Genomic DNA, 14,047 nt, shown 5'->3' on the forward strand with positions numbered 1-14,047 from the left:
TCTAGTGGCTTGTGCCGCCAGTTCGTTAGTGCAAATTCAGTTGCAAGCAGCGCCGGGCGCCGGTTTACATGCCGCTTGTCACAGGTAGAATGGCGCCCTTTCCCCTATCAGCCCGAGCGGACTTCATGGCGTTGCCGACCCTGCGGATCATTGGTTTCATCATCGGCATCTTCCTGATCACCCTGGCGATCTTCATGATCGTGCCGATGGCCACGTTGCTGATCTACGAACGCACCAGCGACCTGCCATCATTCCTCTGGTCGAGCATGATTACTTTTGTCGCCGGCCTCGCGTTGATTCTTCCCGGACGCCCCGAGCACATCCATCTGCGCCCCCGGGACATGTACCTGCTGACAGTCAGCAGTTGGCTGGTGGTGTGTGTCTTTGCCGCGCTGCCGTTCTTGCTAACTCAGCACATCAGCTACACCGATTCTTTTTTCGAAAGCATGTCGGGCATCACCGCCACTGGCGCAACGGTCCTCAGCGGCCTGGACACGATGTCGCCGGGGATCCTGATGTGGCGCTCGCTGCTGCACTGGCTCGGCGGTATCGGCTTCATCGGCATGGCGGTGGCGATTCTGCCGTTGCTGCGCATCGGCGGCATGCGGCTGTTCCAGACCGAATCATCCGATCGCTCGGAGAAAGTCATGCCTCGCTCGCACATGGTGGCGCGGCTGATCGTGGCCTCCTACGTCGGCATCACCATTCTCGGCACGCTGGCACTGTGGTGGGCCGGGATGAGTCTGTTCGATGCGATCAACCATTCGATGTCAGCCATTTCCACCGGCGGTTTTTCCACCTCCGACCTGTCCCTGGCCAAATGGACGCAACCGGCCGTGCATTGGGTCGCCATTGTCATCATGATCCTCGGCAGCCTGCCGTTTGCCCTCTACGTCTCGACCCTGCGCGGCAACCGCCGGGCGCTGATCAAGGACCAGCAAGTCCAGGGGCTGATCGGCGTGCTGCTGGTCACCTGGCTGGTGCTCGGCACCTGGTACTGGGCCACCACCGACCTGCATTGGCTCGACGCCCTGCGGCACGTGGCGCTGAACGTGACGTCCATCGTCACCACCACCGGTTTTGCCTTGGGCGACTACAGCCTGTGGGGCAATTTCTCGCTGATGTTGTTCTTCTACCTGGGTTTTGTCGGCGGCTGCTCGGGTTCGACCGCCGGCGGGATCAAGATTTTCCGCTTCCAGGTTGCCTACATCCTGCTTCGGGCCAACCTTAACCAACTGATTCACCCGCGCGCGGTGATCAAGCAGAAATACAACGGTCACCGCCTCGACGAAGAAATCGTCCGGTCGATCCTGACATTCTCGTTCTTCTTCGCCATTACCATCTGCGTGATCGCGCTGCTGCTATCGCTGCTGGGCGTCGAATGGATGACGGCACTGACCGGCGCGGCCAGTACCGTGTCCGGCGTCGGCCCGGGGCTTGGCGAGACCATCGGCCCGGCCGGCAACTTCGCTCCGCTGCCGGATGCGGCCAAGTGGATTCTTTCCGGCGGCATGCTGCTCGGCCGGCTGGAGATCATTACGGTGTTCGTGCTGTGTATTCCGGCGTTCTGGCGTCACTGACCGGCGTCGCTACAGCCCGCGCCCGGTATTCGCCGGGCGTGGTGCCGAACCAGCGCCGAAAGGCCCGGAAAAAATTGCTCGGGTCGGCAAACCCCAACAGATAAGCCACTTCCAGCAGCGTCATGGTCGGCTGCGCCAGGTACTGCTCGGCCAGTTCGCGGCGCGTATCGTCCAGCAAGTTCTGGAAACTCGTGCCCTCATCCTGCAAGCGCCGCTGCAAGGTACGTTGCGACAAATGCAGGGTCTGCGCGACCACGTCCCGCTTGGGCTCGCCCCGGGGCAGCAGCCGGCAGAGCACCTGCCGCGCCTGGTGGGTCACGCGGCTTCCGGAAAAACGCGCGAGGTATTCGCCGGCAAACCGATCGTGGAGCTGCGCCATGGCCTCGTTGGCCGTGGGCAGCGGCGCCTCCATGTCCTCCTGCTGGAAAATCAGCGCGTCATAGGGAGCATCGAACACCAGTGGCGCGCCAAAAGCCTGTTGATAAGGTGCCAGGTCAACGGGTTCGGAACCCTGGAACAGTACCTTTACCGGATGCAAGGTGCGTCCGGTCAACCAACTGCACAAGGACAGCGCGCAGGCCAGGGAGGCTTCGGCACTTTGCCGGGTCGGCGGAAGGTGATCGCCATGCACGGTGAGAATCAGCCCATAGCTCTCCTCCAGATGACGAAAACTCAAGTCGGCGCTTTCGGCAATGATCCGCTGGTAGCGCACCAGCCGCTGGAAGCCTTCGACCAGCGTGCGACTGGACATCAATGCGTAACCGACCACATGGAACGATGCCGGGCGTACCACCTTGCCCATGTTCAGGCCGATGGCCGGATTGCCGGAACGAGCCACCGCCAATTGCCAGAGCCGCGTCATCGAGTCCTGGGTAAAGCGCGCGTCGGGATCTTCCAGCGCAGCAAAATCCAGCGCCAGTTGCTTGAACAGCGCCCTACAGTCCAGGCCGTCCATTTCCAACGCCTTGACAATCCCCATCGCCCAGCTTGAAGAAGTCGTTCGTTCGCTCATGGCATTTGCTTGCATGACGAGCCGCAGGGTACGGCTGGATTTGCGAAGGATACTAAAGTGGCGCTGATTGTCACTGGCTGTTGCGTTTGGTAGCTCTAGACTTCAAATATCAGAACAATAACCAAAGAGCCTGCATTCTTGGAAAACACCAAACGATTCAACACGTTCGCCGAGTTCTACCCGTATTACCTCAGCGAACACAGCAACAGCACCTGCCGGCGCCTGCACTTCATCGGCACCTCCCTGGTCGTCCTGGTTTTCGCCCTGGCCCTCGTCGTCGGCGCCTGGTGGCTGTGGGTTGCGCTGCCGGTGGCCGGCTACGGCTTCGCCTGGGTCGGGCACTTCTTCTTCGAAAAAAACCGCCCTGCGACTTTCCAACACCCTCTCTACAGTCTGCTCGGCGACTTCGTCATGTACCGCGACATGCTGCTGGGCAAGGTGGCGTTCTAAGGAGATTGCCGATGACGTCTCACGCGCGCTTCACCCACATGCAGGACGGCAGCCGGGAAGACTGGGCAATCATCGCCGCCGACTTCAGCGCTTACGCGCGGCAGTTGCCGGGCCGGATTCTGACCCACCTGAGATTGCTCGATGGCGACTTCGGCGGTTTCCCCGTGGATCGCCTGACCCACTCCCTGCAAACCGCCACCCGTGCCTACCGCGACGGGCGAGACGAGGAGTACGTGGTCTGCGCCCTGCTCCACGATATTGGCGACACACTGGGTTCGTACAACCATCCGGACATCGCGGCGGCGATCCTCAAGCCGTTCGTCAGCGCCGAGAACCTGTGGATGGTGGAAAAACACGGGATATTCCAGGGCTACTACTTCTTCCATCACCTGGGCATGGACCGGCACCTGCGCGAGCAGTTTAGGGAGCACCCGCAGTACCAGGCGACGATCGATTTCTGTGCAGAATACGACGCCGCGGCGTTCGATCCCGAGTACGACACGCTGCCGCTGAGTTTCTTCGAGCCAATGCTGGAAAGACTGTTTGCGGCACCGAAGCAATCGATCTACAAGGCGGCGATGGCCGAGAGATAAGACAGGGGACCCTCCGTGGCGAGGGGATTTATCCCCGCTGGGCTGCGCAGCAGCCCCTCTCGGTGTGCCTGAATGATCGCGGATCCAGTGACTATTTTCAGGACTGCTTCGCAGCCCAGCGGGGATAAATCCCCTCGCCACAAAAGCTCCTCTCCACTAAACGTTTAAAATTCAGGCAGGCTCAGTCACTTTCAACTCAGCCTTGACCAGCGCTTCGCGCGCCTGGGCGTCCGCCAGGCGATAGAGCTCGATCGAGCCGTCCCAATGCTCGATCAGCGCCGTGCACGACTCGACCCAATCGCCGCAGTTGAGGTACTCCACCCCGCCCACCGTGCGAATCTCGGCATGGTGGATGTGCCCGCACACCACGCCATGCAGTTCACGCTTCACGCATTCATGGGCGATGGCTTCTTCAAAGTCGCTGATGAAGCTGACGGCGGTCTTGACCTTGTGCTTGAGGTACGCCGACAGCGACCAGTAACCGTAGCCGTAACGGGCCCGCCAATGATTGAGCCAGCGATTGAGCGTCAGGGTGAATTCGTAGGCCGAATCCCCAAGAAAGGCCAACCAACGGTGATAACGGGTAATCACATCGAACTGGTCGCCATGGATCACCAGCAGGTGTCGACCATCGGCGGTGACATGCACCGCTTCGTCGACCAATTGAATGTTGCCCAGGATCAGCTTCGAATAGCGTCGCAGGAATTCGTCATGGTTGCCGGTGACATAGATCACCTCGGTGCCGCGCTTGCTCATGGTCAGCAAGCGACGAATGACGTTGGTATGGGCCTGGGGCCAATACATGCCACTGCGCAGTTTCCAGCCGTCGATGATATCGCCCACCAGGTAGACCTTGTCGGCGTGATAGCCCTTGAGAAAGTGCGACAGGTGCTCGGCCTGGCAATCTCGCGTACCCAGGTGAACGTCGGAAATCCACAGGGTGCGGACACGCTGTTTGCGGCTGGGCCTGGCGAGCTCGGCGCTGGTCATTGGGCAACCCTCTGATCATTTTCACCACAGTGCACCCCAGCGGTTAATGGCCCATGACAATAATGCGTCGGTTGCATGACAGCGCGAGGCGGCGCGCCCTCGGTGTAGACTGGCCGCCTGCCACGGGAGACCGCGATGAGACCGATCCTCACGCTACGCCACTACAGCCACGATCTGATTGTCCACAGCCACGACCATGCGCAGCTGGTGTTCGGCTTGTCCGGCGCGCTGGACTTCGAAGTCGAAGGGCGTGGCAGCCAGGTGGTGCAGCAGAGTTTCGTGGTGGTACCCGCCGGCGCCCATCACGCCTGCGGCAGCCCCCAGGGCAGCCGTTGCCTGGTGCTGGATGTGCCTGATGATGACTGGGTCGGGCAATGCCTGGGCGATCACGCCGATGCCAGCCGGCGCTTGCTCGACCGCAATATCCGCTTGCCCCTGGATACGGGGCAGAGCCAGTTGGTAAGTTGGCTCGCGGGCAGTCCGGTGGACGATCCGCTGATCGCCCAGCAAGGCGCGGTGCTGCTGTTGGCCAGCCTCAACGGCGCCCGCCAGCAAACGAGCGGCAGCCGGCGCCTGCCCTATGCCGCGCTGGACGCTCATATCGACCAGCACGCGGCCTATCCGCTGCAAGTGGCGGACCTGGCGCGGGTCGCCGGGCTTTCCAGCGCGCGCCTGCATGCGCGTTTTGTCGCTGAATGCGGGCAGACGCCAATGGAATACATCCGCAGCCGCCGCCTGCACAAAGCCGTGGGACTGTTGCGAGACTCAAACCTGCCTATCGGCGAAATCGCCCATCAGGTTGGCTACAGTTCGCAAAGCGCCTTCGCGGCGGCGGTGCTGCGCGAGTTCGGTGTTTCGCCGGGCAAGCTTCGGCGCTAGATCCGCGCTAAAAATCGCTAGGTTCGCGACAGACAGAAGCGGCTGGCAAAGGGTTCAATAGCCGGACGCTCAATCGCTCAACAAGGATTGCAATGACTCCCCGTACCGCCCTCGGCGCCTTGCACATCGGCGCGCTCATGTTTGGCCTGACCGGCGTGTTCGGCAAACTGGCCGCCGCCTCGCCGGCGGTCATTGTGTTTGGCCGTGCGGTGTTCGCCGTGCTGGCCCTGGCGGTGTTTGCCCGGTTCGCCAGCCGCACCCGCTGGCAAAAACTGCGCGGCCGCGACGCTCGCCGGTTGCTGCTCGGCGGGCTGTTGCTGGCCGGACACTGGGTCAGTTTTTTCATCTCGGTAAAAGTCGCCGGGGTGGCCATCGCCACGCTGGGGTTCGCCAGTTTCCCGGCCTTCACCGTATTGCTCGAAGGGCTGATTTTCCGCGAGCGGATCCGCGCCAACGAAATTCTCCTGGTGGTGCTGGTGAGCGTCGGCCTGGTGCTGGTCACACCGGATTTCGAACTGGCCAGCGGCGCCACCACCGGTTTGCTCTGGGCCGTGGCTTCGGGTCTATTGTTCTCGCTGTTGTCGCTGACCAATCGCGCCGGCTCCGCACACGTACCGCCGGTGCAGGCCGCGCTGTGCCAGAACGTGGTCGTGGGGTTATGCCTGTTGCCGATGGCCGCGCCACAACTGAGCGATGTGCGCCCCATCGACTGGTTGTGGATCGGCCTGCTCGGGGTGTTCTGCACCGGCCTGGCCCACAGCCTGTTCGTCGCCAGCCTCGCGGTGATCAAGGCGCGCACCGCGGCGGTAGTGTTCGCCATGGAACCAGTCTACGGCATTACCATTGCCTGGCTGCTGTTCGATGAAAACCCGACGCTGCGCATGCTGCTCGGTGGCGTGCTGATCATCGTTGCGATTGTGGTGTCGAGCCAGCTCGACGGCACGAAAAAATCCAGCGCCGGCGCCCAGGCCTCGTCTCACTGAGCCAGGTGACTGAAACGAGTCACTGAACCCGGTCGTTGTGCCCCAGGTCGCGCTCCGGGTCGATCCGGTCGCGGACCCGCTGCTTGAGGACCTTGGCCTCGGGAAAACCGCCGTCAGCCTTGCGCTCCCAGACCTGCGTACCGTCACAGCTGATATGGAACACCCCGCCGGTGCCCGGCACCAGGGACACCTTGCCCAAATCGTCGCCAAACGTGCTGAGCAACTCCTGGGCCAGCCAGGCGGCGCGCAGCAACCATTGGCACTGCGTGCAGTAAGTGATGACGACTTCCGGTTTGTGAGCGGTCATTGCGGGTGAGCTCCTGCGGTCAAAGGCGTCGTTATACTACTCGCCTTTGACCGCCTGCCCCGAGATTGACAATGCGCCGCCTGCTGCCATGCCTGCTCCTGTTACTGCTGCCCCTGTTCGCCGACGCGGTCGAAGCGCCGCGACCGAAGATCGGCCTGGTACTTTCCGGCGGCGCGGCCCGTGGGCTGGCGCATATTGGCGTGCTCAAAGCCCTGGAAGAACAAGGCATCAAGATCGACGCGATCGCCGGCACCAGCATGGGCGCGGTGATCGGCGGTCTATACGCCTCCGGGTACAAGATCGACGAGCTGGAGAAACTTGCCCTGGGCATCGACTGGCAGCAGGCGCTGTCCGATGCCCCGCCGCGCAAGGACGTGCCCTTCCGGCGCAAGCAGGATGACCGGGATTTTCTGGTGAAGCAGAAGCTGAGCTTTCGCGACGACGGCAGCCTCGGCCTGCCATTGGGCGTGATCCAGGGACAGAACCTGGCCCTGCTCCTGGAAAGCCTGCTGGCCCACGCCAGCGATACCCGGGATTTCGACAAGCTGCCAATCCCCTTCCGCGCCGTGGCGACCGACATCGCCACTGGCGAAAAAGTCGTGTTCCGCAAGGGCCACCTGCCCAAGGTGATCCGTGCCAGCATGTCGATCCCGGCGGTGTTCGCCCCGGTGGAACTGGACGGGCGGCTGCTGGTGGACGGCGGCATGAGCGACAACATTCCCTTGGACGTGGCCCGGGAAATGGGCGTGGACATGGCCATCGTCGTCGATATCGGCACGCCGCTGCGCAACCGCAAGCAATTGGTCACGGTGGTGGATGTGCTGAATCAGTCGACCACCCTGATGACCCGCCGCAACTCGGAGGAACAACTGGCGACGCTGAAAAACAACGACGTGCTGATCCAGCCCGCCCTGGCGAGCTTTGGCTCCACCGATTTCGGCCGCGCCACGGAAATAATCGACGCCGGTTACCGCGCCACCCGGATACTCGAGGCGCGCCTGGCGCACCTGCGTCGCCCTGAACCGGCCGACGCCGAGCTGATGGCGGCGCGCACCCCCAGCGAACGCACGCCGGTCATCACCGCGATACGGGTGGAAAACGATTCGAAAGTCGGCGACGACGTGATCCGCTATTACGTTCGTCAACAGATCGGCGAGCCGTTGGACCTGGGTCGGCTGCAAACCGACATGGGCACCTTGTACGGCCTGGATTATTTCGAGCAGGTGCAATACCGCGTAGTACACAAGGGCGCGGACAACACCCTGGTGATCAGCGCCCGGGGCCGACGCACCGGCACGGACTACCTGCGCCTGGGCCTGAGCCTGTCGGACGACATGCGCGGCGACAGCGCTTTCAACCTCGGTGCCAGCTACCGGGTCAATGGTATCAATCGCCTCGGCGCCGAATGGCTGACACGGGTGCAGATCGGCGACAAGCAGGAGCTGTACAGCGAGTTCTACCAGCCGCTGGACGTCGGCTCGCGCTACTTCATCGCGCCCTACGGACAATTCGAATCGCGCAACGTCGAGTCGATCCTCGATAACGACCCGGTCGCCCAGTATCGGGTCGAGCGCTATGGCTTCGGCCTGAACCTGGGCCGCCAGATCGGCAACAGCGGGGAAATCCGCTTCGGTGTCGGCCAGGCCTGGGGCAAGGCGGACGTGCGCATCGGCGATCACGACCAGCCCAGCGAAAACTTCAACGAAGGCTTCTACGAGCTCAAGTATTCATTCGACTCGCTGGACAACGTCTACTTCCCCCACGAAGGGGAAGACATCGGCTTGTCCTGGCGCCAGTACGAACCCGGATTAGGTTCCGACCAGCGTTATCGCCAGTGGGAATTCAGGTTGGACAAGGCCCTGAGCAGCGGCCCGGATACCCTCATCCTCGGCGGTCGTTATGGCCGGACCCTGGACACCGCCGAGGTCGTGACGTCGAGTTTCGTCCTCGGCGGCGCCCGACAGCTGTCGGGTTTTCGTGAAGACGGGGTATCCGGCCAGAACATGAGCCTGATGCGCGCCGTGTACTACCGCAGGCTCACGCCGCGCGCCTACCTGCCGCTGGATTTCCCGTTGTATGTCGGCGGTTCGCTGGAGCGCGGCCGGGCCTGGAACAACGACAATGAATTCGACAGCGGCTACATCAACGCCGCCAGTATTTTCCTCGGGTTCGACACGCCGCTGGGGCCACTCAACTTCAGTTATGGCTTCAACGACGATGATGAGCAGGCGGTGTATCTGAATCTGGGGCAGACGTTCTAGCGCTGTTCAAACTGTGGGAGCGAGCCTGCTCGCGAAGAGATGGTTCAGCCATGGAGATCCCCTGTACCGCCATTTCGCGAGCAGGCTCGCTCCCACAGGGGTAATCAACGAATCCCGGCCAGCAGCACCCGGGCCGTTTCCTTGAGCGGCTCGTCGCCCTCTTCCACCAGTTCCTCCAGCAGCGTGATGGCGCTCTTGAGGTCACCCTCATCGATACGATTCTGGGCTTCTTCGAGCTTTTCCGAATGCTGCGAGGGTTGCGCCTCAAAGGACACCGGTTCGAGCGACAGGGAGTCGAATTCCGGTTCGGCGGTCAGCGGCTCCAACTCCAGCGACTGCTCTTCGTCGGCAAACCCGTCGAGAAAATCATCGTCCAACGACTCGGTTTCCAGAGGCGCGCCCCATTGCAGGTCGGGCTCATCGAACCCCGAGAGCGACAAGGTGCCGGTTTCGAAGGTTTCCAGGGGTTTCGGTTCAGCGGCTGCCTGCGGGGTGTCGGTCAGGTCCCAGCTGTTCTCCATGGACAAGCTATCGAGCTTCAGCTCGAATTCGTCGCTGGGGGGACTGGGCGGTTCGGGCTCTGGAATGCGTGCCAGGGGTTCTGTCGGCGCAGGCGCATCAAGTGGCGTATCACGCGGCGTATCACGCGGCGTATCAAGGGAGGTCTCAACGGGCGCGGTAACCATGGAGATCCTCGGGTAGCGCCCGCGGACTTCTTCCAGCGCCTGGCGATCGATACCCTGGGCCAGCAGGTGGTTCTCCTGGGCCTGGAAACCGATGACATCGCCCTGCTTGCCCAGCACGTCGAGCAACTTGAGGCCCAGGTCGGTACGCTCCGGCTCCGCCAGCAACGCGGCGCGCAACAAGCCCGCCGCTTCGGTGAAGCGGCCATAGGTCAGGTAGATTCCCACCCCTTCGAGCACATCGCCGAGGGGCGCATCGCCGTTATTGAACGACGCGGCGACTTCAGGGCGTTCGGCGTCCGATTGCCCGTAGGTTTCGGGTTCGTCATCGTCCAGGATCAATTCGCGAGGCTCGGACATCGGCTGCGGATCCGCCAGCTCCTGCTGTTGCCGACGGCGAAGGAACAGCAACACGACGAGCAACCCCAGCAGCCCCACCAGCCCCGCCACCCACACCCAATCGATGCCCTCTGCCTCGTCGGTCGGCGTCGCCTCGACCACCGGAGTGGGCTCGACGTCTTCCGCTGGCGCCGCTGTCGCGGCAACGGCATCCGGCGGCTCCTGGGCCAGTTGCGCCTGCAACTCGCTGATCTGCTGGCGCTGGCCGGCGATTTCCGCGTCCTGGGCCTGAAGCCGGGCTTGAAGTTCGTCGATGGTTTTCTGTTGTTGCTGGTTTTGCAGCACCGTGGCGGCGAGTTGCTCGGCGTTGCTGTCGGGGGCGACAGAGGCCGGCGTTGAAGGGGTTGCGGCGGGAGGCGGCAATATGGCCGAGTCGGGCAGCAACAGGCGCTGACCGATGGAAAGCCGCTCGCTGCCAGGGTTCAGCGCCTGGATGCCCTGCATGAGCTCATTGACAGAGGCATTGCTGCCGGCGTCATGCAGGCGCTTGGCGATGATCCAGGGGTTGTCGCCCTGCACGACGGTGTAGCGCTTGCCTTGTATGGCCGGTGGTGGCTTGATCGCGGGTGTCGCTTCGGCCGCAGCGGAAGGCTCGTCCACGGCCGGCACAATCCCTGGCGTGCCCGGCGGATCGATCAGCACGGTATATTCGCGCAGCACCCGGCCGTTAGGCTGGTTGAGCTGTACCAGGAAATTGAGGAAGGGTTCTTCCACCGGCTTGCTGGAAGTCACCCGGATGAAGCTGCGCTCGCCGCGCAACACCGGCGTGAAACGCAAGCTGTTGAGAAAAAACACCCGCTCCACCCCGGCGCGAGTGAAATCGTCCGGACTCGCCAGGCTGGCCGACAAATCCCCCTCGCCCAGGCCGGCCGCATCGACCAAAGCAATATCGGCGCGCAACGGCTGGTTCAGCGCGGAATGAAGCGTGATCTCTCCCAGCCCCAGCGCCGACGCCAGGGCCGGAAAGCCCAGGGCACCCACGACTATCAACACGTTGACCCAGTTGCGCAACGTGGACTGCAGACTTTCAAGCATGGGCATCCCTTTCGATTACCAGAACCAACCTCGGCGTAAACGCTTCCATTAGGAACGCTTACTACTGGTTATAGTTCGCTAACCGGCGAATCTCAAAAACCTGGTGTCAGGGATGTGCCTCAGGATTTTTCCAGGTTGGCCAGGATTCTGCCGTGAACCCGCATGCACACCCGCATATCCTCTTCGTCAACGCCTTCAAACAACTCCCGACGCAGCTGCGTGGCAATGGTTTCGATCTGTTCAATCAGCGGCAAGGCCGGCGCGCAGAGCACGATTTTCTTGGCGCGGCGGTCCTCGGCCACGGCCTGGCGCTGCACCAGTCCCTGGGTTTCCAGGCTATCGAGCAAGCGGGCCAGGGTCGGGCCCTCAACGGCGACGCTCTGGGCCAGCTCACGCTGGGTCGGCGCCTGTTCGAAGCGGGCCAGGTGCAGCAGCACCAGCCAACGCGCCTGGGACAGGCCCAGCCCGGCGAGGCGACGGTCCAGCTCGGCTCGCCAGCCCCGGGACATTTGCGCCAACTGCATGCCAAAGCGGTGTTGATCGGTTAGAGGCATAAAAAACTCATCAGAATCTAAATAGAGAAATACTAATTATTAGTCAGCTAAGCATGAGCTTCGGATTCAAGCAAGGCTGGCACTGTAGTGAATCGTTAAAGGAGCGTAACTGTCTGATCAGACTTCAAATTCCGATTGCAATGCAGCTCTTACGCAATACAGGACGCCTTCCGGAACGCGGCCTGCAAACAGCGCGGCAACGTCAGATACCGCGGGCAATTCACCCTCGCCGTCGAGAAACGCGTCCTGGATTTCGCCCATCAGTTCTTCGGGCAAATCCAGCGCCTGCTCCAGGGATAGCTGCTGTTGACCGATCGCCTCGGCCAGCATCGTGTAGACATTCTTTTCCGAACACTGCAGTTGCCCGGCGATCTGTAGCGGGGTCATGCCGGCACGAGCCAGCGTGATCAGTTCGTGGCGTACATCGGCCACGGCTTTTGGCGCTTCGGCTTCGCCGCCGAGCACCTGGAGGAAAGCCTCGCCGTAACGCTCCAGCTTGCGCGCGCCAACGCCACTGACCCGGGCCATTTCCGCGAGGGAAGTCGGTTGGCTGCGGAGCATTTCCAGCAACGTCGAGTCGGGGAAAATGACGTAGGGCGGCACGCCATGCTCCTCCGCCAGCTTGCGCCGCAAGGCGCGCAAGGCCTCCCACTGATCGCGCTCCTCGCCACGCACCAGTTGGCTGGCCTGGCTCTTGCTGCTCTTGATCGCTGTTGCGGGCTTGAGGTCGCGACGCAGTTCCAGGCTGACCTCGCCTTTGAGCAAGGGCCGGCAGGTCGCGCTCAGGCGCAGGCCGCCATAACCTTCCAGGTCGATGTCGGCCAGGCCGCGCGCCACCAGTTGCCGGAACAGCGAGCGCCATTCGCTCTCGGTGCGGGCCTTGCCCACGCCGAACACCGAAAGGTGCTGATGGCCAAAGCTGCGGACCTTTTCGTTGTCCTTGCCCAGCAGCACGTCCACCAGATGCCCCACGCCATAACGCTGGCCCGTGCGATAGATGGCCGACAGCGCCTGGCGGGCCGGCTCGGTGGCGTCCCAGGTCTCCACGCCGTCGACGCAGTTGTCGCAGTGCCCGCAAGGTTCGGGCATGTCCTCATCGAAATAGGCCAGCAAGGTCTGGCGGCGGCAACGGGTTTCTTCGCAGAGCGATAGCATCGCGTCGAGCTTGTGTTGTTCCAGGCGTTTGTGGCGCTCATCGCCCTCGGAGTTCTGCAGCATCTGCTTGAGCATCACCACGTCCTGCAGGCCGTAGGCCATCCAGGCATCGGCCGGCAAACCGTCACGACCGGCACGGCCGGTTTCCTGGTAATAGGCCTCCAGGGACTTGGGCAGATCCAAATGCGCGACGAACCGTACGTTGGGCTTGTCGATACCCATGCCGAACGCCACGGTGGCGACCATGATCAGGCCTTCCTCGTTGAGAAAGCGCTTCTGGTGATAGGCCCGCAAATCGTTGGGCAGCCCAGCATGGTAGGGCAATGCCGGGAAACCTTGCTCGCTGAGAAACGCCGCCACCTCCTCGACTTTCTTGCGCGACAGGCAATAGACGATACCCGCGTCGCTGCGGCGCTCGGCGAGGAACGCCAGCAGTTGCTTGCGCGGCTGTTCCTTGGGCACGATGCGGTAAAAAATGTTCGGGCGGTCGAAGCTGGAGAGGAACCGCTCGGCGTTCTGCAGGTGCAGGCGCTCGACGATTTCTTCGCGGGTACGTTTGTCGGCGGTGGCGGTCAGGGCGATGCGCGGCACGTCGGGAAACAGCTCGGCCAATTGCCCCAGTTGCAGATATTCACGACGGAAGTCATGGCCCCATTGGGATACGCAGTGGGCTTCGTCGATGGCAAACAGGGCGATTTCCAGGCTCTGGAGAAAAGCCAGCATGCGCGGCTGCACGAGACGTTCAGGCGCCAGGTAAAGCATTTTCACTTCACCGCGCTTGATGCGTTCCGCCAGGTCCCGCTGCTGCTCGGCGCTCAGCGTGGAGTTCAACGCGGCGGCGGCAACGCCCAATTCCTCGAGGGTCGCGACCTGGTCGTCCATCAAGGCGATCAGCGGCGATACCACCACCGCGAGGCCGTTGCGCAGCAGCGCGGGCACCTGGAAGCACAAGGACTTGCCGCCGCCGGTAGGCATGAGCACCAAGGCATCGCCACCGCTGGCCACGCGCTCAATGATGGCACCCTGGCGGCCACGAAAACTGTCGTAGCCGAAGATGTCCTTGAGGACGCGTTGAGCCTGTTCGAGCATAAAAACTCCAAAAATCACCGAAACATCCCTGCAAGGCTGGTCCAGAAACACAAACGCTGCACCGGCGAATCGTAAGT

At 62.4% G+C, this 14,047-nt stretch carries 12 protein-coding genes; 6 read left to right on the plus strand and 6 right to left on the minus strand.

Translation table 11 applies throughout. The features are described from left to right. Positions 1-125: 125 nt before the first annotated feature. A complete protein-coding gene (locus tag J3P86_RS19000) occupies positions 126-1,580 on the plus strand; it encodes a TrkH family potassium uptake protein (protein WP_434601487.1) in 1,455 nt (484 codons plus the stop codon). Here the strand turns inward: J3P86_RS19000 and J3P86_RS19005 are convergent. After that, on the minus strand, positions 1,537-2,592 hold the full coding sequence (locus J3P86_RS19005) for an AraC family transcriptional regulator (RefSeq protein WP_434629172.1): 1,056 nt from the start codon (positions 2,590-2,592) through the stop codon (positions 1,537-1,539). The genes J3P86_RS19000 and J3P86_RS19005 overlap by 44 nt on opposite strands. 138 nt (positions 2,593-2,730) lie before the next feature. Between J3P86_RS19005 and J3P86_RS19010 the strand changes: the two genes are divergently transcribed. Then, on the plus strand, positions 2,731-3,042 hold the full coding sequence (locus J3P86_RS19010; protein ID WP_434698633.1) for an Mpo1-like protein: 312 nt from the start codon (positions 2,731-2,733) through the stop codon (positions 3,040-3,042). Positions 3,043-3,053: 11 nt separating this feature from the next. Next, positions 3,054-3,635, plus strand: a complete 582-nt coding sequence (locus tag J3P86_RS19015) for an HD domain-containing protein (protein WP_434629168.1) — start codon at positions 3,054-3,056, stop codon at positions 3,633-3,635. A 171-nt stretch (positions 3,636-3,806) separates the two neighbouring features. Here the strand turns inward: J3P86_RS19015 and J3P86_RS19020 are convergent, their stop codons facing one another. Then, positions 3,807-4,625 (minus strand): UDP-2,3-diacylglucosamine diphosphatase, encoded by an 819-nt coding sequence (locus tag J3P86_RS19020; RefSeq protein ID WP_434572576.1) that lies wholly within the window; start codon positions 4,623-4,625, stop codon positions 3,807-3,809. Positions 4,626-4,760: 135 nt separating this feature from the next. Between J3P86_RS19020 and J3P86_RS19025 the strand changes: the two genes are divergently transcribed. Then, positions 4,761-5,504 carry an AraC family transcriptional regulator gene (locus tag J3P86_RS19025; RefSeq protein ID WP_434629166.1) on the plus strand — a complete coding sequence of 248 codons (744 nt, stop codon included), beginning with the start codon at positions 4,761-4,763 and terminating at the stop codon, positions 5,502-5,504. Positions 5,505-5,596: 92 nt separating this feature from the next. Beyond that, positions 5,597-6,487 carry a DMT family transporter gene (locus tag J3P86_RS19030; RefSeq protein WP_434698634.1) on the plus strand — a complete coding sequence of 297 codons (891 nt, stop codon included), beginning with the start codon at positions 5,597-5,599 and terminating at the stop codon, positions 6,485-6,487. A gap of 19 nt (positions 6,488-6,506) precedes the next feature. On the opposite strand, the gene J3P86_RS19035 is transcribed toward J3P86_RS19030, so the two are convergent. Further along, positions 6,507-6,794 carry a SelT/SelW/SelH family protein gene (locus J3P86_RS19035; protein ID WP_434572572.1) on the minus strand — a complete coding sequence of 96 codons (288 nt, stop codon included), beginning with the start codon at positions 6,792-6,794 and terminating at the stop codon, positions 6,507-6,509. A 71-nt stretch (positions 6,795-6,865) separates the two neighbouring features. Here J3P86_RS19035 and J3P86_RS19040 point away from each other — a divergent pair, with 71 nt between their 5' ends. Then, positions 6,866-9,055, plus strand: a complete 2,190-nt coding sequence (locus J3P86_RS19040; RefSeq protein WP_434698635.1) for a patatin-like phospholipase family protein — start codon at positions 6,866-6,868, stop codon at positions 9,053-9,055. A gap of 104 nt (positions 9,056-9,159) precedes the next feature. Here J3P86_RS19040 and J3P86_RS19045 read toward each other — a convergent pair whose 3' ends face one another. From J3P86_RS19045 to recQ, 3 genes are all read right to left on the minus strand, one after another. Beyond that, the gene (locus J3P86_RS19045) at positions 9,160-11,172 is read right to left on the minus strand and encodes a FimV/HubP family polar landmark protein (RefSeq protein WP_434698636.1); all 2,013 of its coding nucleotides are present in this window, start codon (positions 11,170-11,172) and stop codon (positions 9,160-9,162) included. Positions 11,173-11,291: 119 nt separating this feature from the next. Next, positions 11,292-11,726 carry a MarR family transcriptional regulator gene (locus J3P86_RS19050; RefSeq protein WP_305499533.1) on the minus strand — a complete coding sequence of 145 codons (435 nt, stop codon included), beginning with the start codon at positions 11,724-11,726 and terminating at the stop codon, positions 11,292-11,294. A 117-nt stretch (positions 11,727-11,843) separates the two neighbouring features. Continuing rightward, on the minus strand, positions 11,844-13,970 hold the full coding sequence (gene recQ, locus J3P86_RS19055; RefSeq protein WP_434629157.1) for a DNA helicase RecQ: 2,127 nt from the start codon (positions 13,968-13,970) through the stop codon (positions 11,844-11,846). Between the last annotated feature and the right edge of the window lie 77 nt (positions 13,971-14,047).

This window comes from Pseudomonas sp. D1-1 (assembly GCF_051132225.1).
In the GTDB taxonomy this organism is placed as follows: Bacteria; Pseudomonadota; Gammaproteobacteria; order Pseudomonadales; family Pseudomonadaceae; genus Aquipseudomonas.